The following is a 20598-nucleotide window of genomic DNA, read 5'->3' as shown; positions in this document are numbered from 1 at the left end:
CGCGGGGGCATAACCCGCGCCCGCCCCCCCCCGCCGCCTAATGGACAAAAATATTTTTTGGTTGCGCGTACTCCCCCCCACCCCCGGCCCCCGCCCCCCCCCGGCGGCCTCTCCTCTTTTAGCGGATCAAGGATTAGATTGACTTCTAAATCGATTTTGATCGATTTGGAGGGAGCATGCGTGCGCTGGGCAAGTTGATCGCGGCCGGTTGCGTCACCACTCTCGCTCTCGCAACCGCCGCCGCGTGCAGTCGCGGCAACGGGGAGGACGTGGTCGGCCTCATCACCAAGACCGACACCAACCCCTACTTCGTGACCATGAAAAAGGGCGCCCAGGCGGAGGCGAGGACCGCGGGCGTCGATCTCCAGACCTTCGCCGGCAAGGTGGACGGCGACAACGAGTCCCAGGTGCAGGCGATCGAGACGCTCATGTCCTACGGCGCGAAAGGCCTGCTGCTCACCCCGAACGACTCGAAGGCGATCGTGCCGAGCATCGACCGCGCCCACAAGCAGCACATGCTCGTCATCGCGCTGGACACGCCGACCGACCCGGCGAACGCGGCCGACGCGACCTTCGCCACCGACAACTTCGCGGCCGGCAAGCTGATCGGCGAATGGGCCAAGGCGAAGTTCGGCGCTCAGCCGGCCAAAATCGCCTTCCTCGACCTCAACGCCAACCAGGTCTCGGTCGACGTGCAGCGCGACCAGGGCTTCATGCAGGGCTTCGGCATCCCGGTCGGCGACCCGAGCAGGATCGGTGACGAGCACGACCCGCGGATCTCCGGCCACGACGTGACCGACGGCAACGAGGACGGCGGCCGCACCGCCATGGAAAACCTCCTGCAGAAGGACCCGTCGATCAACCTCGTCTACACCATCAACGAGCCCGCGGCGGCCGGCGCCTATCAGGCGCTGAAGGTGGCCGGCAAGGACAAGACCGTCACCATCGTCTCGATCGACGGCGGCTGCCCCGGCGTCGACAACGTCGCCAAGGGCGTCATCGGAGCCACCTCGATGCAGTTCCCGCTGAAGATGGCGCAGATGGGCATCGACGCCATCGCCGCGTACGCGAAGGACGGCACCCGCCCGCAGGACACGCCGGGCAAGAACTTCGTCGACACCGGCGCCCAACTGATCACGAACGATCCGCAGACCGGCGTGGCGTCCAAGGATGCCGCGTGGGGCAAGCAGAACTGCTGGGGGTGACAAACCATGACAACCGCTACCGCCGAATTCGAGGTGCGCCAACGGGATTCGCTCGGCCTGCGCGTGCAGCACGTGCTGCACTCCAACCCGGTGCTCGGGCCGCTGGCCGTGCTGATCGTGGCGATCATCGCGTTCTCGATCGTCAACACCCGGTTCTTCTCGGCCGTCAACCTCTCGCTCGTGCTCGAGCAGGTCACCGTGATCGCCACGCTCGCGCTCGGGCAGACCCTGATCATCCTCACGGCCGGCATCGACCTGTCAGCCGGCGCCGTCGCGGTCTTCTCCTCGATCCTGATGGCGAACTTCTGCGTGAAGGCGGGCATCCCGGGGATCCTCGCGCTGGTGCTCGGCTTCGCCTGCGGCACGGCGATGGGCGCGATCAACGGCATGCTGGTGACCCGGATCAAACTGCCACCGTTCATCGTCACCCTCGGCACGCTGACGATCTTCTTCTCGCTCAACTCGGTGATCAGCGGCAGCCAGACCGTCCGCGGGACCGACATGCCGAGCCTGATGAGCTGGACCGGCAACGCGATCCCGATCGGCGGGTTCCGGCTCACTTACGGGTCGATCATCATGCTGCTGCTCTTCGCGTACTTCTTCTACGCGCTGCGCTCCACCGCCTGGGGCAAACACGTGTACGCCACCGGCGACGACATCGAGGCGGCCCGGCTCGCCGGCATCCGCACCCACCGGGTGCTCTTCTCCGTCTACACCACGGCCGGCCTGCTGTACGCCATCGGCGGCTGGATCCTCATCGGACGGCTCGCCTCGGCCAGCCCGAACGTCGGCACCGACTACAACCTCGACTCGATCACGGCGGTCGTGCTCGGCGGCACCAGCCTCTTCGGCGGCCGCGGCAGCGTGCTCGGCACCCTCATCGGTGCGCTGATCGTCGGCGTCTTCCGCAACGGCCTGCAACTGGCCGGCATCGAAGTGGTCTGGCAGGGTTTCGCGATCGGCCTGCTCGTGCTGGTCGCCGTCTCGCTCGACCAGTGGATCAGGAAGGTGAAGACATGACCGACACCCCGGTCCTCGAGGCGCGCGGACTCACCAAGCGTTACGGCCGGGTGGTCGCGATCGACGGCAGCGACATCTCCCTGCTTCCCGGCGAGATCCTGGCCGTCATCGGCGACAACGGCGCCGGCAAGTCCAGCCTGATCAAGGCCCTCTCGGGGGCCCTGATCCCGGACCGCGGCGAGATCTTTCTGGACGGCAAGCCGGTCCACTTCCGTACGCCCATGGACGCCCGCGCCGCGGGTATCGAAACCGTCTATCAGACCCTCGCCGTCGCCCCCGGCCTCGACATCGCCGACAACCTGTTCCTGGGCCGCGAGGAACGGCGATCAGGCCCGCTCGGCACCATCTTCCGGATGCTCGACCGCAGGCACATGCGCTCCGAGGCCGCCCGCCACATGAGCGAGCTCGGGGTGGCCACCCTGCAGAACATCGGCCAGGCCGTCGAATCCCTCTCCGGCGGTCAGCGCCAGGCGGTCGCGGTCGCCCGCTCGGCCGCCTTCGGCAGCAAGGTCGTCATCCTCGACGAGCCGACGGCGGCGCTCGGCGTCAAGGAGGGCAACCGCGTGCTCCAGCTGATCCGCGACGTCCGCGACCGAGGCCTCCCGGTCATCCTGATCAGCCACAACATGCCCCACGTCTTCGAGGTCGCCGACCGCATCCACATCCAGCGCCTGGGCCGCCGGGCCACGGTCATCACCCCGAAGTCCCACTCGATGTCCGACGCGGTGGCCATCATGACCGGCGCCGCCGAACCCCCACCCGCAACGGCCTGACCCCGGGCGGCCCGCCGCCGGCTTTCCGGATGTACGCCCTACCCGGCGTCGATCCCGGCCCGCCCGAGGCTAGGAACGGCCCCCGACCCGGGGGCCGTTCGGTGTCGGCGACCCGCTTGCAGAGAGGCTATGCAGAGAATACTCTGCACGCCGTGGACGAGCTTCGGTTGTCAGACGTCGGCGCCATGCGCGCGATGGCGCATCCCCTCCGCATGAAAATCCTGGGTTCGCTGCGCATCGACGGCCCGGCGACCTCCGCGATCCTGGCCCGGCGGCTCAACACCGACTCCGGTCAGACCAGCCATCACCTGCGCCAACTGGCCAAATACGGCTTCGTCCTCGAAGCGCCCGACCTGCACCGGGGCGGCCGCGAGCGGTGGTGGCGGGCCGCGCACGCGACGACCTCGTGGGACGACCTGGCCGACCCCGAGGCGGTGCACGCCTTGGAGGACGCGGCCCACCAGGTCTGGGCCCAGGCGCTGGCCCAATACCGGGCCGAGGCGAGCCGCCAGGAGTGGAGCCCCGAATGGACCCGGGCGGCGAGCTCGGGCGACTACCCGGTCCGCACCACGCCCGAGGGCCTGAACGCGCTGATGGACGAGCTGCGGGAGGTCATCGCGCGGCATTCTCAGGATGGTCCCGGCGCGGAGACCGTCACGATTCTCCTGCATGCGTTTCCCCGCCGGCCGTGAACCGCGACTTTCGTCTGCTGTGGATCGGGCAGGGCCTGTCCGGCCTCGGCGCGGAAGTGTCCTCGGTCGCCTATCCGCTGCTGGTGCTGGCGACCACGGGCTCACCGTCGAGGGCAGGCCTGGTCGCGCTGGTCGCCAACGCGCCGTTCGTGGTTCTACAGCTGCCCGCCGGTGCGTACGTCGACCGCTGGAACCGCCGGGCGGTGATGCTCGCCGCCGACATCGGCCGGGCGTTGGCCCTGGGGAGCATCGCGGTCGCTCTTGCCCTGGGCCGTCTGACCTTCGCGCATCTCCTGATCGTCGCGGCCGTCGAGGGATCGCTGTTCGTCCTGTTCCGGCTGGCCGAGGGCGCGGCCCTCCGCCAGGTCGTCCCGGCCTCCCGGCTGCCGTCGGCGATCGCCCTCAATCAGGCCCGCGGCTACGGCGCCACCCTGGCCGGGCAACCGGTCGGCGGCTGGCTGTTCGGCGTGGCCCCGCTGTTCCCGTTCGCCGCCGACGCCGTCTCCTATCTGGCCTCCCTGGTGACCGTGGCGGCGATCCGGACCCCGCTGCCCGCCCCGCCGCCGACCGCCGAGCGGCACCTGGCCCGGGAGATCGCCGAGGGTGTGCGCGCGGCCTGGCAGAACCGTTTCCTCCGCACCACCGCGCTGCTCACCACCGGCAGCGACTTCGTCATCAACGGCCTGTTCCTGGTCTTCGTCGTGATCGCCACCCGGCACGGCGCCTCGTCCACCGGGGTCGGGCTGATGCTGGCCCTCGGCGGCGCCGGTGGGATGCTGGGGGCGGTGGCCGCACCCGCGCTCGCCCGGCGGATCCGTTCGGCCCGGTCGGTCCGCCTGGTCGTGGCCGGCTCGGTCTGGTCCGGCGTGCCGCTGATCGCTCTGGCGTCCCTGACGTCCCAGCCGGTCCGGCTCGGCCTGCTCCTGGGCCTGGTGCTGGCGGTCTGGCCGCTCTACAACGCCGTGGTGACCGCCCGCTGGATGACCCGGTTCCCGGACGCGCTGATGGGCCGGGTCCAGTCCGCCGTGGCGCTGCTCGGCTGGGCCCCGGTCCCGCTCGCCCCCTGGGTCGGCGGCCTCCTGACCGAGCATCTCGGGGGCGCCCGGACCGTCCTGGCCTTCGCCGTGCTCATGCTCGCTATCGCCGTGACGGCAACGGTTGTCCGCCACGACGACCCGGTCGATCGCCGGACGGTCGAGCCCGCCAGCAGGTGATCACTTCTTCTTCTTTTTCTTGCCCTTCTTGCCGCCGCCCTCGCCGGTCATCGCGGCGACCATCGCGGCGTCGCGGTCGGCGGCCGTCTTGCGCTCGGGCAGCAGCACCTTCCAGAACAGGATGAGCACGACGAGACCCCAGGCCCACCACGGGATGCCCGAGTCCGGCCCGAACAACTGGGTCGTGACGTCATAGGCGGTGTCGACGATCTGGTCCACCGGGGGCATGACTTCTCCTAGGGGGTTCGAGATGGTCCCAGAATCGGCTCCGCCCCCGGACCGGCTTAGTGTTTTCGGCGACTTCCTGCGCCGGCGGCCTGCGAAGTGGGACGAACACGTGGTTTCGTCCCGGCACTGCCCGGCCAAGCGGTTCGACCACGCCCAGCTGGTGTCCTGGCCGACCGCGTTGCGATCGACCAGGAACGCTCAAGCTCCCCAGCCCGCCTGGGTGCCGCCGACCCGCTCGGCGACGATCTTCTCCTGGTAGCCGGAGCGGCGATAGGCGGCGATCGGGTCGGGATCGAGGCCGGCGTCGGCGCGGACCTCGGCCAGCAGCGGGCGTACGTCGGTGTTGTACGCGTCCATGAGGATCGAGTTGGCCTCGAGCACGTCGCCGTTGTTCTGCGCCGTGGCCAGGGCGTCACGGTCGACCAGCAGCGCCTTGGCCGACGCCTCCTGGACGTTCATGACCGAGCGGATGATCGCCGGGATCTTGGCCTCGATGTTGTGGCACTGGTCGAGCATGAAGTTGATGCCGTACGCCGGGTCGAGGGCGTCCCCGCGGATGATCTCGTTCATGATGCGGAACAGCTGGAACGGGTCGGCGGCGCCCGCCATCAGGTCGTCGTCGGCGTAGAAGCGGCTGTTGAAGTCGAACGCGCCGAGCTTCTTCTGCCGCAGCAGGAACGCCACGATGAACTCGATGTTGGTGCCCGGCGCGTGGTGGCCGGTGTCGATGCAGACGACGGCCCGCTCGCCGAGTTCGACGCAGTGGGCGTACGACGTGCCCCAGTCGGGCACGTCGGTGGCGTAGAAGGCCGGCTCGAACAGCTTGTATTCGAGGAGCATCCGCTGGTGTGCACCGAGCCGGTCGTACGTCTCCCGCAAGGCCGCCGCGAGGCGGTCCTGCCGGTTGCGCAGATCGTCCTGGCCCGGGTAGTTGAGGCCGTCGGCGAACCAGAGCTTGAGGTCGCGCGACCCGGTCTGGTCCATGATGTCGATCGCCTCGAGGAGGTGATCGGTGGCCTTGCGGCGGATGCCCGGGTCGGGGTTGGTGACCGAGCCCAGCTTGTAGTCGTCGTCCTGGAAGACGTTGGTGTTGATCGCCCCGATGCCGACGCCCTGGTCGGCGGCGTAGCGGGTGAGGGCGGCGTAGTCGCCGACCTTGTCCCACGGGATGTGCAGGGCCACCGTGGGCGCGACGCCGGTGAACCGGTGCACCATCCCTGCGTCGGCGATCTTCTCTTCCGGCGTGCGCGGCACGCCGGCCTGGGCGAACACCTTGAACCGGGTGCCCGAGTTCCCGAACGCCCAGGACGGCGTCTCGATGCGCTGAGCGGCCAACGCCCGCTTGACTGCGGCGAGGTCAGTCATGTCGATCACATACCTTCTTGGATCAGTCAGTCGAGGTGGAAGACCTCGGTGAGCAGCGGGAACCCCTCGGTCGGCGTGGTGCCCTCGAAGAATTCCGCCATCGATGCCTGCCAGCGGGTGTTCACCTCAGTCGCCTCCATCGCCGCCTGAGATGCTGCGAGATCGTCCGCCTCGACGTAGCCGATGAGGAGGCCGTCGGGTCGCAGGAAGAGGGAGTAGTTGCGCCAGCCGGTGGCCCGAAGTGCGTCCTGCATCTCGGGCCACACGGCCTGGTGCCGCTCCGCGTACTCCGCCAGCCGGTCGGGCCGGACCTGGAGTTGGAAGCAGTAGCGCATCGGCGTTCCTAGAAGTGGAACTGGTCGATGTTGGCGGGGGTGAACTCCAGCGGCGGGCCGAGCACGACCTCGCCGTCGGCGCCGATCGTGTACTCGCCGAGCTTGCCGGCCTTGAACTTCTCACCCTGCGCGCCGGTGATCTGCCCGGAGGCGAGCGCGGCACCGGCGTACGCGGCGAGGTAGCCGATGTCGGCCGGGTTCCACAGCGCGAACTTCTTGACCGTGCCGTCCTTGACGTATTCGCGCATCTGGTTGGGCAGGCCGAGACCGGTGATCTGCACCTTGCCCTTGTAACTGGACGAGCTGACGTAGCGGGCGGCGGCCGCGATGCCGACGGTGGTCGGCGAGACGATCACCTTCAGCTTCGGGTACGACTGGAGCAGGCCCTGGGCCTCCTGGAACGACTTCTGGTCGTCGTCGTTCCCGTACGCGATCTTGACGAGCTGAAGCTTGCTGTACTCCGGCTTCTTCAGCTCCGTCTTCATCACGTCGATCCACGCGTTCTGGTTGGTCGCGTTGGGTGTCGCCGAGAGGATCGCGATCTGACCCGAGCCGCCCGCCTGCTCGTTCGCCATCTTGGCCAGCGACTGGCCGATGCCCTCGGTGGTGGCCTGGTTGATGAAGATGTCGCGGCAGGCCTTGCTGGCGTCCGAGTCGAACGTCACCACGTGGATCTTGGCCTGGCGGGCCTGGTTGAGCGACGGGCAGACCGCGTTCGGGTCGTTGGCCGCCACCACGATCACGTTCTCCTGCTGCTGGATCAGCGTGTTGATGTAGCTGACCTGCGAGGAGGCGCTGGCGTCGTTCGGCCCGACCTTCTTGTATTCGCCCTGAAGCTCCTTGACCGCGACCTCGCCGCCACTCGTTTCGACGTCGGAGTAGGGGTTGTTCAGCTGCTTCGGCAGGTACGCGATCTTCAGCCCGGTCTTGAGCTGTGCGTTCGGGTCGGCGGTGGCCGCCGCCTGCCCGCCGGCCGAGCCGGTGTCCGAGGAGTTGTTCTTGGTGGTGCCGCCACAGGCGGCGGATCCGAGCACGAGCGCGGAGGCCGCGGCCGCGGCCAGTAACTGACGGCGGGAACGGAGCATGGTGGACTCCTTCATCAGGCTGGGTTTACAGAACGTGGTGCCTGGCGGAGCTTGCGCCGCTGCCAGGACCCGCGGATCGCGGTGACGATGTTGGGAAGCAGGACGGACAGCACGAGCAGGGCGCCCGTGACGATGTTCAGCGCCTGCCCGGAGACGTCCTCCAGGCGCAGCGCGTTCTGCAGCGCGGCGAGCAGCACCACACCGGCCAGGACGCCGGGCAGACTGCCCTTTCCACCGAAGATCGAGACACCGCCGAGGAGGACGGCCGCGACCACGGCGAGTTCGAGACCCGAGCCGTTGTCGGCCCGGGCACTGGAGTAGCGCAGGGTCCAGAGCACGCCGACCAGGCCGCAGACCGCGCCGCTGACCACGTAGAGCCAGAACTTGGTGCGGGCGACCCGGATGCCGGAGAAGTGCGCGGCCTGCGCGTTGGCGCCGATCGCGTAGAGCGAGCGTCCGACCGGCGTGGCGTGCTGCACGATGCCGAAGATCAGGGCGAGCACGGCGATCAGCAGCAGGACGTGCGGTATCGAGCCACCCCCGAACGTGCCGGTGACCCAACTGCTCCAGTTGTAGGGGAAGTCGGCCACCGCGCCGTCGCCGAGCACCACGAACGCCAGGCCGCGGTAGAGCGCCAGCGTGCCGATGGTGACCGCGAGCGAGGGCAGCCCGAGCCCCGTGACCAGGAAGCCGTTGACCGCGCCGGCCACCGCGCCGAGCACGATGCAGAGCGGGACGATCGTCTGGATCGCCATCCCGTGGTTCCACAGGAAGCCCATGATCGAACTGGTCAGGCCCAGGGTGCTGGCCACCGACAGGTCGATCTCGCCGGTCACGATGATCATCGTCATCGGCAGCGCGACCAGGATGATCGGCAGCGTGTCGAGGGTCAGGAAGGTGAAGTTGCGGCCGGTCCCGAAGTTGTCGACCGTGAGCGACGCGACGATCAGCACCACGACCGTCAGCAGGATGATGACGCTGTCCCAGCTCGCCAGCTTCTTAGACATGCGCGTCCCTCTTCCGCAGCGAGCGGGCGATCCGGACCGCGACCAGGCGGTCGGCGCAGATGGCCAGGATGATCAAAAAGCCGACGATCGCCTGCTGCCAGAACTGGTTGATGTCGAGCACCGCCAGGGCGCTGCCGATCACGGTCAGGAGCAGTGCGCCCAGGCCGGCCCCCCAGACGGTGCCGCTGCCGCCGAAGACGGCCACCCCGCCGACCACGACCGCGGCGACGACGTTCAACTCGTAGTTGGTGCCGGCGGCCGCGTCGACCGTGCCGAACCGGGCCGCGAAGAGCACCCCGGCCAGGCCGGCGAGTGCTCCGCTGAGGATGAACGCGCCGAGCAGGTTGCGGGCGACCTTGATGCCGGCCAGCTCGGCGGCCTGCGGGCTCGAGCCCATCGCGTAGAGCTCGCGGCCGGCCCGGTAGTTGCGCATCAGCAGCGAGATGCCGCCGACCACGACCACCGCGATCAGCACCAGCCACGGGACGCCGAGGACGCTCGCGTTGGCGAAGCCCAGGAAGTGCTGCGGCAGCTTGTCGGCGTTCACCTGCCGGCCGCCGGCCCACGAGTAGGTGATGCCGCGGTACATGTAGAGGGTGCCGAGGGTGACGACCAGGGCCGGCACCCGGCCGTAGCGGACCAGCACGCCGTTGACCAGGCCGCAGACCGCGCCGACCAGCAGGCCGACCACGATCGGGACGATCATCGGCAGGCCCCGGTGGCCGCTGACCAGGGTGGCCGCGGCCCAGGCGCTGAGGCCGAGCACCGAGCCGACCGACAGGTCGATGTTGCGGGTGATAACGACGACCGCCTCGCCGGCCGCCATCACGGCGAGGATGGCGGTGTTGAGCAGGTTGTCGCGGATGCTCTGTCCGGAGAGGAAGCGGTGGTTGTTGGCCGTCGTGTAGATGACCAGAAGCACCAGGGCGAGCAGGATGCCCAGCTCGCGGGTCTTCATCAACGATCTCGCGGGTTTCTGGAAGGCGACCGGGGTCATGCCGTCACCTGCTGTCCCATCGCGGCGTACATAACGGACTCCTCGGTCGCTTCCTCGCGACTCAGAACAGCGGCCACCCGGCCCTCGCGCAGCACCACCACGCGGTCGGCCATGCCGAGCACCTCGGGCAGTTCGGACGAGACCATGACGACCGCGATACCGTCCGCGGCCAGCGACGACATCAGCCGGTGCACCTCGGCCTTGGTGCCGACGTCGATGCCCCGGGTCGGCTCGTCGACGATCAGCAGCCTCGGCCCGGTGGACAACCACTTGGCCAGCACGACCTTCTGCTGGTTGCCGCCGGAGAGCGTGCCGACCGCGTCGGACAGGCTGCCCAGCTTGGTCTGCAGCTTCTCGGTCCAGGTCGCGGCGGCCCGGCGCTCCTCGCCGCCGAAGAGCAGGCCGAGCCGGGCCAGCTTGCGGGCCCGGGGCAGGGTCACGTTGCGCTCGATCGAGAGCTCCATGACCAGGCCCTGCTGGCGGCGGTCCTCCGGAACCAGGGCCATGCCGGCGGCCATCGCGGCCCGCGGCGAGCCCGGCTTGAGCCGCTTGCCTTGTATTTTTACGGTGCCTTGGTCATAGGGATCCACACCGAAGACGGCCTGCATCACCTCGGACCGGCCGGCGCCGACCAGGCCGGCCAGCGCGACGATCTCGCCCGCCCGCACGTCGAAGCTGATGTCGCGGAAGACGCCCTCCCGCGACAGCCCCTGGACTTCGAGCACGACCTCGCCCGGGGTGACCTCCTGCTTGGGGAACAGCGCGCTGAGGTCGCGCCCGACCATCCGGCGGATCATGTCGTCGACGGTCAGGTCGGCGACCATCTCGGTCGCCACGTGCTTGCCGTCGCGCATGATCGTGATCCGCTCGCACAGCTCGGTGATCTCCTCGAACCGGTGCGAGATGAACATGATCGCGGCGCCCTCGTCACGCAGCGACCGCACGACCGCGAACAGCCGCTCGACCTCGACGCCGGAGAGGGCCGCGGTCGGCTCATCCATGATCAGAATGCGGGCCTCGCTGGACAGCGCCTTGGCGATCTCGACCAGCTGCTGGTCGGCGATCGACAGGCCGCGGGCCGGACGGGTCGGGTCGATGTGCACGCCGAGCCGGCGGAACAGCGCCTCCGCGTTGGTGTGCATGGCCTTGCGGTCGATCTGCCGCAGCCGGGTCAGCGGCTGGTTGCCCATCGCTATGTTCTCGGCGACGCTCAGGTCGGGAAACAGCGTCGGTTCCTGATAGATGACCGCGATGCCGGCCGTCTTGGCGTCGGCCGGCCCGGCGAACTCGACGTCGGCCCCGCCGACCCGCAGAGTGCCGGTGTCGGGCCGGTGCACCCCGGCCAGCATCTTGACGATCGTCGACTTGCCGGCGCCGTTCTCACCGACGAGGGCGTGCGCCTCGCCGCCGTAGAGCGGGAAGCTGACGCCCTGGACGGCCGCGACCGCGCCGAAGGACTTGGTCACGTCGTGGACCTCGAGCAGGGCCTCTGCCTCTGCCACGGGCCACCTCCAGCCTGGACGAGTTGAAATGTTTCATTAGCGCGTAGGGAGAACGTAGGTGGCCCCGATCACACGTGTCAAGCGCGGAATGGTAACGCCGCGGAAATGTGGCCGGCGGATGCCGTAGGATGCTGCTTCAACGTTTCAAACCAGGGGGTTCAGCGTGCTGCAAGGCAGGACACCTTCGGTGAAGGACGTGGCCGCGGCGGCCGGAGTTTCCCTGGGCACGGTCTCCAACGTCATGAACCGGCCCGAGGTGGTCAGCGCCCGCACCCGCGAGCGGGTCGAACGCGCCATGGCCGACCTGGGCTTCGTCCGCAACGAATCGGCCCGCCAACTCCGCGCCGGCACCAGCCGCACCCTGGCCTACGTGATGCTCGACGGCAGCAACCCGTTCTTCCACGATGTGGCCCAGGGCATCGAATACGCGGCCGAAGACGCCGACCTGTCACTGTTCATCTGCAACAGCAACAGCCGCCCCGAGCGCGAAGAGGTCCACCTCGACCGCCTGCTCCAGCAGCGGGTCCAAGGCATCCTGATCACCCCGGTCAACCCCGAGGCCCCGCACCTCGACGAGCTGTCGCGCCGAGGCGTCCCGCTGGTCATCGTCGACCGGGTGCGGGTCGGCTCCGACTGCTGCTCGGTCTCCGTCGACGACGTCCTGGGCGGCCGCATCGCGATCGAGCACCTGGCCGAGCAGGGCCACGAGCGGGTCGCGGTCATCGGCGGCCCCGAATCGCTCGGCCAGGTCCGGGAGCGCCTCGAGGGCGCCCGGCAGATCTGGGACGAGCTCGGGCGCTCCCCGGAAGACTTCGTCTATCTGCCGACCGAGGCGATGACGGTGGCCGAGGGCCGGTCGGCCGGCGAACGCCTGGCCGGCCTCCCCGCCCGCCGCCGCCCGACCGCCGCCTTCTGCGCCAACGACCTGCTGGCCCTCGGCCTGCTGCAGCAGAGCATCGGCTCGGGCCGGCACATCCCCGACGACCTGGCGATCGTCGGCTTCGACGACATCGAATTCGCGGCGGCGGCGGCGGTTCCGCTCACTTCCGTACGCCAACCGCGTCAAGAGCTCGGCCGGGCCGCAGCGCAGTTGGTCCTCGACGAGGCGACCAACCCCGACCACCAGCACCAGCAGCTGTCATTCACGCCCGAGCTGGTCGCCCGCGCCTCGTCCCGCCGCTGACCTGGAGCCGGTTGCCGACCGCGTCGATGGCCAGCCGTTGAGGCGCCTTGTCCCCGATCACGGCCAGCGGAGCCAGCTCACCGACCAGATCGTCACCTCGCCGAACGGCCCTGCCCGAGAACGGCGCCGCACGTCCGGCTGATGCCGTGCGCACCGGCCGCGAGGGCGGCGATCTCGTGGGGTTCGGAGCTGGTCAGCGTGTCGTGCAACATCAGCAGACCGTCCACGCCGGGACGGCGCAGCAGCGAACCCACCGGTCGGCCGGCAGGTCGGAGACCTCCGTGGTCCAGCTGGGTGGCTCGCCGCGCCCCCGGCGGGGGAGATCTCCCGGCGGTCCCGGCGGCACGGGCCGAACCAGCACCGGCTGGGCCGGCTCGGGTTGGGCCGACGTCGGCTGGGCTGGCTCGGGTTGGGCCGACGTCGGCTGGGCTGGCTCGGGTTGGGCCGACGCCGGTGGGGCTGGCACGGGCTGAGTCGGCGGAAGCTGTGCCGGGTCATGGCGAGGTTGGCGCCCGTGCGGGCCGGGGTCAGGTGGGCCACGTGGCCCGTGCCGTCGCCGGGCCGCCGGATCACGTGGAAGGGTCGTGCGGAGCTGGTGCCGGGCGCGACCGAGGCCGGCCCGGCTCTTGCTCAGCGACAAATAGAGGAACAGCGCGCCGGCCCCGGATCAGGCGTCGCTGAGGCGGTGTCGTCGGCGGCGGCCACGTTCATGTCCATGGTCGCGCGCCACCACCCATGACACCCAGAGCCAGGCGTCGAAAATTCGCCGGTGGGATGGACAACCGCGATCGGTGCGTAATCATCGGAGGTTTCGCAGCGCGGCGCCATCGTAGGGTGGGGCCATGGACTGGAAGATCGAGCTCATCCCGGTGCCGGTCAGCGACGTCGACCGGGCCAAGGCCTTCTACGTGAGCGTCGGCTTCAACGCCGACCACGACCACCAGGTGCAGCCCGGGCTGCGGTTCGTGCAGTTGACGCCGCCCGGATCCGCGTGCTCGATCGTCATCGGCGAGGGAATCACCGACAAGACGCCGGGCACGCAGGAGATCCAGGTCGTCGTGGCCGACGCGTCGGCCGCCCGGGAGCAGCTGCTGGCCGCCGGGGTCGAGGCGGGCGAGGTCGACTCGCAGCCGTGGGGCAACTTCGTCTACTTCCGTGACCCGGACGGCAACAAGTGGTCGCTCCAGGCGATCGCCGCCCGCCCCAACGGCTGAACTAACTGCTGAACGGGCCGATCAGCTCGTCGGCCGCCCATCGGGCGACCCCCGCCGGATAGGGGAGTGGCAGGCCGAGCACGACGTGGCCGAAGCCGGCGTCGATCGCTTCGCCGATGGCTTGGCGGGTGCGGTCCGGGTGGGCGTAGTCGACGGCCAGGTGGATTGAGCGGACGAGTGTGGCCGGGTCGCGGCCGAGTTCGGTGCAGTAGCGGTCGAGCAGGGCGCTGCGGCTCGCGCAGTCGGCCGGGTCGCCGCCCGGGATGTTCCAGATGTCGGCGTGCTCGGCGGCGATGCGGAGTACGGCGGAGGAGCGGCCGGCGATCAGGAACGGCGGGCTCGACGCCGGTTTCGGGTTGCCGAAGGCGCCGGTGAGCTGCACGTACGTGCCGTTGAAGTCGAACGGCTCGGGCTCGGTCCACAGCCGCTTGATCACGGTGCAGGCTTCGGCGAGGCTGCCCACGGCGTACGCGGTCTCCCGGAAGGGAAGGCCGTGGGCGGCATATTCTCTCAGCGCGAGGGGATGCCCGGGCCGTGATCCGACGCCGATGCCGAAGGCGAGGCGGCCCCCGGAGACGACGTCGACCGTGGTCGCGATTTTGGCGAGCATCGCCGGCGGGCGGAAGCGGTTGCTGGTCACCAGCAGGCCGAGTCGCAGGCGGTGGGTCTGGGCGGCGAGGGCGGCGAGCAGGGTCCAGCCTTCGAGGACCGGGCCGTCCGGGTCGCCGCCGATCGGCAGCAGGTGGTCGAAGAGCCAGGCGTGCTCGATTTCCGCGATCGTGTCGGCCTCGTGCCAGACCCGCTGGATGTCCTCGTAGCCGACCTGCATCTGGGCGGTCGCTATGCCGAAGCTGGTCATCGCCGGCGAAGGGCGGGGTCAAGGAGGGCGGGCGGGGTGTCGTGCTTCTCGTCCGGGGCCAGGTCGCGGCCGGGCGGCACGATCGCCTCGATGGCGTCGAGCACGTCGCCGGTGAGCACGGTGTCGGCGGCGGCCAGTTGGGTGCCGAGGTGGTCCAGGGTGCGGGGGCCGATGATCGCGCTGGTTACGGCCGGGTGGGCGGTGACGAAGCCGAGTGCGAGCTGGCTCAGCGTGAGGCCGGCCTGGTCGGCGACCTTCGTCAGCTGTTCGACGGCGTCGAGGCGGGCCTGGTTTTTCGCCGGGTCGAAGCGGTCGGGCATGACCTCGGCCCGGTTGGTGCTGGGCGCCTGGCCGGCGCGGATCGCCCCGGAGAGCCACCCGCCGGCCAGGGGGCTCCAGACCAGCACGCCCAGGCCGTATTCCTGGGTGACCGGCAGGACGTGGGCCTCCACCCCGCGCTGCAGGATGGAATAGCTGGGCTGCTCGGTGACGTAGCGGCTTGCGCGGGCGGCCCATTGGGCCTGCACGATCCGATAGGCCGGGAAGGTCGACGAGCCGAAGTAGCGGATCTTGCCGGCGCGCTGCAGGTCGGTCAGCGCACTCAGTGTCTCGTCGTCGCTGGTTCGCGGGTCCCAGCGGTGCATCTGGTAGAGGTCGACGTGGTCGACCTTGAGGCGGCGCAGGCTGTCGTCGAGGGCGGTGACCAGCCAGCGGCGGGATCCGCCCTGGTGGTTGCGGTTGTCGCCGATCGGCATGGTCGCCTTGGTGGCGAGGACGATGTCGTCGCGGCGGCCGGCGATCGCCTTGCCGACCATCTCTTCCGACTCGCCCTGGCCGTACATGTCGGCGGTGTCGATCAGGTTGATGCCGGCGTCGAGGGCGCTGCCGACCAGGGTGTCGACGTCGTCCTGGCTCGTGCCGCCGAGGCGGCCGAAGTTCATCGCGCCGAGGACGAGGGTGCTGACCTGGACTCCGGTCCGGCCGAGGGTGCGGTATTGCATCGTGGGCTCCTCTGGCATGCTTGGCTCCATGAAGCGGAACGAGGTTCCGCAATCAAACATACGGAACCGGGTTCCGTTTGCCAAGTCGAGGGAGCGGAATGACGCCGCGGAAGAGGGCCGACGCGGAACGCAACAAGCAGACGCTGCTGGACGCGGCGGCCGCCGCGTTCGTCGCCAACGGGGTCGACGCGCCGGTACGCGACATCGCCGCCCGGGCCGGCGTGGGACTCGGCACGATCTACCGGCATTTCCCGACCCGGGCCGACCTGATCGTCGCGGTCTATCAACACCAGGTCGAGGCGTGCGCCGAAGCCGGCCCGACGCTGCTGGCGGCGTCCTCGTCGCCGCATGTCGCCCTGGGTCGCTGGATCAACCTGTTCGTGGATTTCCTGGTCACGAAGCATGGGCTGGCCGAGGCGCTGCAGTCGGACGAGGCGGCGTTCCACAAGCTGCACGCGTATTTTCTCGACCGGCTGGTGCCGGTGTGTGCGTCGTTGCTGGAGGCGGCGGCTTCGGCCGGCGAGATCCGGGCGGATATCGACGGCTTCGAGCTGATGTTCGCGGTCGGCAATCTGTGCATCGGGGCGGGGGCGAGCCCGCGCTACGACGCCCGGCGGATGGTCGAGATTCTGGTCGCCGGGCTGCGGGCTCCCTAGAAGCGGAACAGCGTTCAGTCTATCGGCTGCCAGAGCTTCTCGTTCCAGCCGGGCGGGGCCGACCACGGCTGCGACACCCACACCCGCCAGCGGTAGCGGTCGACCACCTCGCCGTCCGGGGACAGCCGCGAATAGGCCAGCACGTCGCAGTGGCCGGGCCGCCAGGGCGAGTCGGACTCGAGCACGCTCCGCACGGCCAGCAGCACGTCGAGCGGGCACACCGCGACGACGGCGGCCACCGAAGCGCCCGCCACCTCCGGCCCGGCCAGCCAGGCGGCGACCCGTTCCCGCAGGTCGGCCGGCGTCCACCGGGGCAGGTCGGCGGCCGCCGCGGACGACGGGTAGGCCCCGGCCGCGAAGGACGGTCCGCGGGCCGGGGGCCGGGACAGATCGGCACTGGGCTTCCACGGCCCCAGCCCGAGCAGTTCCGCGGTCTCCTGGGCCTGCCGGGCGGGCGAGCTGACCACCGAGAAGCCACCGGCTGTGAATAACGGCACCGCTACCGAGCGCAACCATCGTCCGCACGCCCGGGCCTGCGCGCGGCCGGCCGGGGTGAGTCCGCCCAGAGATGCACCCAGCGGCCCGCCCGGCGGCGTGCCGGAGGCCGGTGGTGCCGAGGTGCCCGGCCGGATCAGGATGAGGCGTATCGGTGCCTCGGGGTGCATCGGACCATGATGAACCTTCGGTTACCGAGTCTCGAAAACAGGGTCCGATGTGGACTGACCGTCACGAGCCGGCAACGTTTCCGGCCGGCCCGGTGTCTTGACCGGGGTGACGGCCAGCCCGTAATCTGGCGGCATTCTGTGAAACGTTTCATAAGGGAAGGCCACGATGACCAATCCCGCGGTGCGCGACCTGATCGAGCGCAGCAACCGGCTCGGCGCCGATCCGCGCAACACCAACTACGCCGGCGGCAACACGAGCGCCAAGGGCAGCGCCACCGATCCGGTCACCGGCGAGCCGGTCGAGCTGCTCTGGGTCAAGGGCTCGGGCGGCGACCTGGGCACCCTTACCGAGAAGGGCCTGGCCGTCCTCCGCCTCGACCGCCTCCGGGCGCTCACCGGTGTCTACCCGGGCGTCGACCGCGAGGACGAGATGGTCGCCGCGTTCGACTTCTGCCTGCACGGGCGAGGTGGCGCCGCGCCGAGCATCGACACCGCCATGCACGGCCTGGTCGAGGTCGCCCACGTCGATCACCTGCACCCCGACTCGGGCATCGCGATCGCGACCGCGGCCGACGGTCCGGCGCTGACCAAGGAGATCTTCGGCGACCGGGTGCTCTGGGTGCCCTGGCGCCGCCCCGGCTTCCAGCTCGGCCTCGACATCGCCGCCGTGCAGAGGGCCAACCCGCAGGCCATCGGCGTGATCCTGGGCGGGCACGGCATCACCGCCTGGGGCGCGACCAGCGCCGAGAGCGAGGCCAACTCGCGCGAGATCATCGAAACCGCCGCGGCCTATCTGGCATCGCACGGCCGTCCGGCGCCCTTCGGCCCGGCGATTCACCAGACCCTTCCCGTACGCCGGGAGCGCGCCGCCGCCCTCTTCCCCGTGCTCCGCGGCCTCGCCTCGACCGACCGTCCCCAGGTCGGCCACTTCACCGACGCCGAGGTCGTGCTCGACTTCGTCAACAGCGAGCGCCTGGCCGAACTGGCCGCGCTCGGCACGTCCTGCCCCGACCACTTCCTGCGCACCAAGGTGAAGCCGCTGGTCGTCGACACCGCGCCGGACGCCCCGCTCGACGAGGTCGTCGCCCGGGTCAAGGAGCTGCACGCCGCCTACCGCGACGACTACCGCGCCTACTACGAGCGGCATGCGACCCCCGACAGCCCGGCCATGCGCGGGGCCGACCCGGCGATCGTGCTGGTGCCCGGCGTGGGCATGTTCTCGTTCGGGGCCAACAAGCAGACCGCCCGGGTGGCCGGCGAGTTCTACGTCAACGCGATCAACGTGATGCGCGGCGCCGAGTCGGTGTCCCGTTACGCGCCGATCGACGAGTCGGAGAAGTTCCGCATCGAATACTGGGCCCTGGAAGAGGCGAAGCTTCAGCGCATGCCGAAGCCGAAGCCGTTGGCGACCCGCATCGCGTACGTCACCGGAGCCGGAAGCGGCATCGGCCGCGCCATCGCCCTGCGGCTGGCCGCCGAAGGCGCCTGCGTGATCGTCGCCGACCGGGACGGCGACGCCGCGCGCGAGGTCGCGGCCGAGATCGGCGGCACCGACGTCGCCATCGCGACGACGGCCGACGTGACCAGCGCCGACGCGATCGCCGAGTCGTTGCGGGACGCGGTGCTGGCGTTCGGCGGGGTCGACCTGGTCGTCAACAACGCCGGCCTGTCGATCTCCAAGCCGCTGATCGAGACCACCGAGGCCGACTGGGACCTGCAGCACGACGTGATGGCCAAGGGCTCGTTCCTGGTCTCGCGGGAGGCCGCCCGCATCCTGATCGCCCAGGGCATGGGCGGCGACATCGTCTACATCTCCAGCAAGAACTCGCTGTTCGCGGGCCCGAACAACGTCGCCTACGGCGCCACCAAGGCCGACCAGGCCCACCAGGTGCGCCTGCTCGCGGCCGAGCTGGGGGCGTACGGCGTCCGGGTCAACGGCATCAACCCGGACGGTGTGGTCCGCGGCTCCGGCATCTTCGCCGGTGGCTGGGGCGCGAAGCGGGCCGCGGTCTACGGCGTGCCCGAGGAGAAGCTCGGCGAGTACTACGCCCAGCGCACCCTGCTCAAGCGCGAGGTGCTGCCCGAGCACGTGGCCAACGCGGTCTTCGTGCTGACCGGCGGCGACCTGACCCACACGACCGGCCTGCACATCCCGGTGGACGCCGGCGTGGCAGCCGCTTTCCTGCGATGAACAAATTCGCCGCGGTCGACCTCGGCGCGTCCAGTGGGCGCGTCATGGTCGGCCGGGTCGGCCCGTCCACTCTGGACCTGACCGCCGCGCACCGGTTCGCCAACGAGCCGGTGCGGGCCGGCGGCACCCTGCACTGGGACATCCTCGCGCTCTACCGCGGCGTGCTGGCCGGCCTGGCCGAGGCCGGCCCGGTCGACTCGATCGGCATCGACTCGTGGGCGGTCGACTACGGCCTGCTCGACGCGTCGGGGGCGTTGCTGGGCAACCCGGTCCACTATCGCGACGGGCGCACCGACGGCGTGCCCGAGCGGGTGGCCGGTCGGATCGGTGACGACAAGCTCTACGAGATCACCGGTCTGCAGAAGCTGCCCTTCAACACCGCCTATCAGCTGGTCGCGGCGATGACCACCCCGCAGTACGAGGCCGCCCGGCAGATGCTGCTCATCCCCGACCTGCTCGCGTACTGGCTGACCGGGGAGGTCGGGGCGGAATACACCAACGCGTCGACTACTGAGCTGTTGGATGTGCGTACCCGAAACTGGTCTTCGCCGTTGGTGACCGAACTCGGCATCCGGCCGTCGCTGCTGCCCGCGATCCGCCAGCCGGGGTCGCCGATCGGCTCCTTCGAGGGCACCCCGGTCGTGGCCGTCGGCTCGCACGACACCGCGTCGGCCGTGGTCGGAGTGCCGGCTTCGTCGGACCGGTTCGCCTACATCTCCTGCGGCACCTGGTCCCTGGTCGGCCTCGAACTGCCCGGCCCGGTCCTGACGCCGGAGTCGAGAGCCGCCAACTTCACCAACGAGGGCGGGGTCGACGGCACGATCCGGTTCCTGCGCAACGTGATGGGGTTGTGGCCGCTGCAGGAGGCGATGCGGGAGTGGGGGTCGCCGCCGATCGACGACCTGCTGCGCTCCGCCGCCCTTTCGCCTCCGCTGGCCCACCTGGTCGACCTCGACGATCCGGTCTTCCTGCCCCCGGGAGACATGACCGGGCGGGTGGTCCGCGCGGCCGGCGCGGCGGGCGGCGCGCCGATGGAAAGCCCGGCCGTGCTGACCCGCTGCATCCTCGACAGCCTGGCGCTCGCCCACCGGCGTGCGGTGCGCCAGGCCCAGGAGCTGGCCGGCCGCGAGGTTGACGCGGTGCACATCGTGGGCGGGGGAGCGCGCAACGAGCTGCTCTGCCAACTGACCGCCGATGCGTGCGGATTACCTGTGCTCGCCGGGCCTGTGGAGGCCACCGCACTGGGTAATGTTCTCGTGCAGGCGCGGACCGCCGGCGTCGTCGAGGGTGACCTCGCGGCGATGCGGTCGCTGCTGCGCGAGACCCAGTCGGTCGTGCGCTATGCGCCGGCCGGCGACGAGGGTCAGTGGAGGGCCGCCGAGAGGCGGCTCGGTTCTTAGGAGGCT

General features: G+C 70.1%; 21 protein-coding genes. 10 read left to right on the top strand and 11 right to left on the bottom strand.

Annotation, left to right across the window (positions count from 1 at the left end):
- Nucleotides 1-176 precede the first annotated feature (176 nt).
- The 5 genes from AB0M88_RS16420 to AB0M88_RS16400 all read left to right on the top strand — a co-directional run bounded on the left by AB0M88_RS16420 (nt 177) and on the right by AB0M88_RS16400 (nt 4904).
- On the top strand, nt 177-1205 hold the full coding sequence (locus AB0M88_RS16420; RefSeq protein ID WP_364101880.1) for a sugar ABC transporter substrate-binding protein: 1029 nt from the start codon (nt 177-179) through the stop codon (nt 1203-1205).
- 6 nt (nt 1206-1211) lie between these two features.
- Nucleotides 1212-2225 carry an ABC transporter permease gene (locus AB0M88_RS16415; protein WP_364101877.1) on the top strand — a complete coding sequence of 338 codons (1014 nt, stop codon included), beginning with the start codon at nt 1212-1214 and terminating at the stop codon, nt 2223-2225.
- On the top strand, nt 2222-2998 hold the full coding sequence (locus tag AB0M88_RS16410; RefSeq protein WP_364101874.1) for an ATP-binding cassette domain-containing protein: 777 nt from the start codon (nt 2222-2224) through the stop codon (nt 2996-2998). Before AB0M88_RS16415 ends, AB0M88_RS16410 begins: the two co-directional genes overlap by 4 nt.
- Nucleotides 2999-3150: 152 nt before the next feature.
- Nucleotides 3151-3690 carry a helix-turn-helix domain-containing protein gene (locus AB0M88_RS16405; protein WP_364101871.1) on the top strand — a complete coding sequence of 180 codons (540 nt, stop codon included), beginning with the start codon at nt 3151-3153 and terminating at the stop codon, nt 3688-3690.
- Nucleotides 3687-4904, top strand: a complete 1218-nt coding sequence (locus AB0M88_RS16400) for an MFS transporter (protein ID WP_364101868.1) — start codon at nt 3687-3689, stop codon at nt 4902-4904. Before AB0M88_RS16405 ends, AB0M88_RS16400 begins: the two co-directional genes overlap by 4 nt.
- On the opposite strand, the gene AB0M88_RS16395 is transcribed toward AB0M88_RS16400, so the two are convergent.
- The 7 genes from AB0M88_RS16395 to AB0M88_RS16365 all read right to left on the bottom strand — a co-directional run bounded on the left by AB0M88_RS16395 (nt 4905) and on the right by AB0M88_RS16365 (nt 11423).
- Nucleotides 4905-5132 (bottom strand): hypothetical protein, encoded by a 228-nt coding sequence (locus AB0M88_RS16395; RefSeq protein WP_364101865.1) that lies wholly within the window; start codon nt 5130-5132, stop codon nt 4905-4907.
- A 198-nt stretch (nt 5133-5330) separates the two neighbouring features.
- Nucleotides 5331-6497, bottom strand: a complete 1167-nt coding sequence (gene rhaI, locus AB0M88_RS16390; RefSeq protein WP_364101862.1) for an L-rhamnose isomerase — start codon at nt 6495-6497, stop codon at nt 5331-5333.
- A gap of 26 nt (nt 6498-6523) precedes the next feature.
- Nucleotides 6524-6832 carry an L-rhamnose mutarotase gene (locus AB0M88_RS16385; RefSeq protein WP_364101859.1) on the bottom strand — a complete coding sequence of 103 codons (309 nt, stop codon included), beginning with the start codon at nt 6830-6832 and terminating at the stop codon, nt 6524-6526.
- An 8-nt stretch (nt 6833-6840) separates the two neighbouring features.
- On the bottom strand, nt 6841-7917 hold the full coding sequence (rhaS, locus tag AB0M88_RS16380; protein ID WP_364101856.1) for a rhamnose ABC transporter substrate-binding protein: 1077 nt from the start codon (nt 7915-7917) through the stop codon (nt 6841-6843).
- A 14-nt stretch (nt 7918-7931) separates the two neighbouring features.
- Entirely contained in the window at nt 7932-8924 is a 993-nt protein-coding gene (locus AB0M88_RS16375; protein ID WP_364101853.1) for an ABC transporter permease, read from the bottom strand.
- Nucleotides 8917-9921: an ABC transporter permease gene (locus tag AB0M88_RS16370; protein ID WP_364101850.1), complete on the bottom strand. Its 1005-nt coding sequence runs from the start codon at nt 9919-9921 to the stop codon at nt 8917-8919. Before AB0M88_RS16370 ends, AB0M88_RS16375 begins: the two co-directional genes overlap by 8 nt.
- Nucleotides 9918-11423 carry a sugar ABC transporter ATP-binding protein gene (locus AB0M88_RS16365; protein WP_364101846.1) on the bottom strand — a complete coding sequence of 502 codons (1506 nt, stop codon included), beginning with the start codon at nt 11421-11423 and terminating at the stop codon, nt 9918-9920. The genes AB0M88_RS16370 and AB0M88_RS16365 overlap by 4 nt, the downstream gene beginning before the upstream one ends.
- 187 nt (nt 11424-11610) lie before the next feature.
- Here AB0M88_RS16365 and AB0M88_RS16360 point away from each other — a divergent pair, with 187 nt between their 5' ends.
- A complete protein-coding gene (locus AB0M88_RS16360) occupies nt 11611-12606 on the top strand; it encodes a LacI family DNA-binding transcriptional regulator (protein ID WP_364101843.1) in 996 nt (331 codons plus the stop codon).
- Nucleotides 12607-12698: 92 nt separating this feature from the next.
- Here AB0M88_RS16360 and AB0M88_RS16355 read toward each other — a convergent pair whose 3' ends face one another.
- Nucleotides 12699-12833: a hypothetical protein gene (locus AB0M88_RS16355; RefSeq protein WP_364101840.1), complete on the bottom strand. Its 135-nt coding sequence runs from the start codon at nt 12831-12833 to the stop codon at nt 12699-12701.
- Nucleotides 12834-13448: 615 nt separating this feature from the next.
- Here AB0M88_RS16355 and AB0M88_RS16350 point away from each other — a divergent pair.
- Nucleotides 13449-13820 carry a VOC family protein gene (locus AB0M88_RS16350; protein WP_364101837.1) on the top strand — a complete coding sequence of 124 codons (372 nt, stop codon included), beginning with the start codon at nt 13449-13451 and terminating at the stop codon, nt 13818-13820.
- Nucleotide 13821: 1 nt separating this feature from the next.
- On the opposite strand, the gene AB0M88_RS16345 is transcribed toward AB0M88_RS16350, so the two are convergent.
- Together AB0M88_RS16345 and AB0M88_RS16340 are read right to left on the bottom strand one after the other, a co-directional pair.
- Nucleotides 13822-14679 carry an LLM class flavin-dependent oxidoreductase gene (locus AB0M88_RS16345; RefSeq protein ID WP_364101834.1) on the bottom strand — a complete coding sequence of 286 codons (858 nt, stop codon included), beginning with the start codon at nt 14677-14679 and terminating at the stop codon, nt 13822-13824.
- Nucleotides 14676-15680 (bottom strand): aldo/keto reductase, encoded by a 1005-nt coding sequence (locus AB0M88_RS16340; RefSeq protein WP_364101889.1) that lies wholly within the window; start codon nt 15678-15680, stop codon nt 14676-14678. The genes AB0M88_RS16345 and AB0M88_RS16340 overlap by 4 nt, the downstream gene beginning before the upstream one ends.
- Nucleotides 15681-15778: 98 nt before the next feature.
- Between AB0M88_RS16340 and AB0M88_RS16335 the strand changes: the two genes are divergently transcribed.
- Nucleotides 15779-16336: a TetR/AcrR family transcriptional regulator gene (locus AB0M88_RS16335; RefSeq protein ID WP_364101831.1), complete on the top strand. Its 558-nt coding sequence runs from the start codon at nt 15779-15781 to the stop codon at nt 16334-16336.
- Nucleotides 16337-16350: 14 nt separating this feature from the next.
- On the opposite strand, the gene AB0M88_RS16330 is transcribed toward AB0M88_RS16335, so the two are convergent.
- Nucleotides 16351-17001, bottom strand: coding sequence for a histidine phosphatase family protein (locus AB0M88_RS16330; RefSeq protein WP_364101829.1), 651 nt, complete (start codon nt 16999-17001; stop codon nt 16351-16353).
- A gap of 166 nt (nt 17002-17167) precedes the next feature.
- On the opposite strand from AB0M88_RS16330, the gene AB0M88_RS16325 reads away from it, so the two are divergent.
- The gene (locus tag AB0M88_RS16325) at nt 17168-19192 is read left to right on the top strand and encodes a bifunctional aldolase/short-chain dehydrogenase (RefSeq protein WP_364101826.1); all 2025 of its coding nucleotides are present in this window, start codon (nt 17168-17170) and stop codon (nt 19190-19192) included.
- Nucleotides 19189-20592 (top strand): rhamnulokinase family protein, encoded by a 1404-nt coding sequence (locus AB0M88_RS16320; RefSeq protein WP_364101823.1) that lies wholly within the window; start codon nt 19189-19191, stop codon nt 20590-20592. Before AB0M88_RS16325 ends, AB0M88_RS16320 begins: the two co-directional genes overlap by 4 nt.
- The last annotated feature ends 6 nt before the right edge of the window (nt 20593-20598 follow it).

The sequence above is a fragment of the Actinoplanes sp. NPDC051411 genome, from assembly GCF_040682075.1.
GTDB lineage: Bacteria > Actinomycetota > Actinomycetes > Mycobacteriales > Micromonosporaceae > Actinoplanes.
Note: the sequence above shows the minus strand (reverse complement) of the source record. Positions and strands in the feature narration are given on the sequence as shown.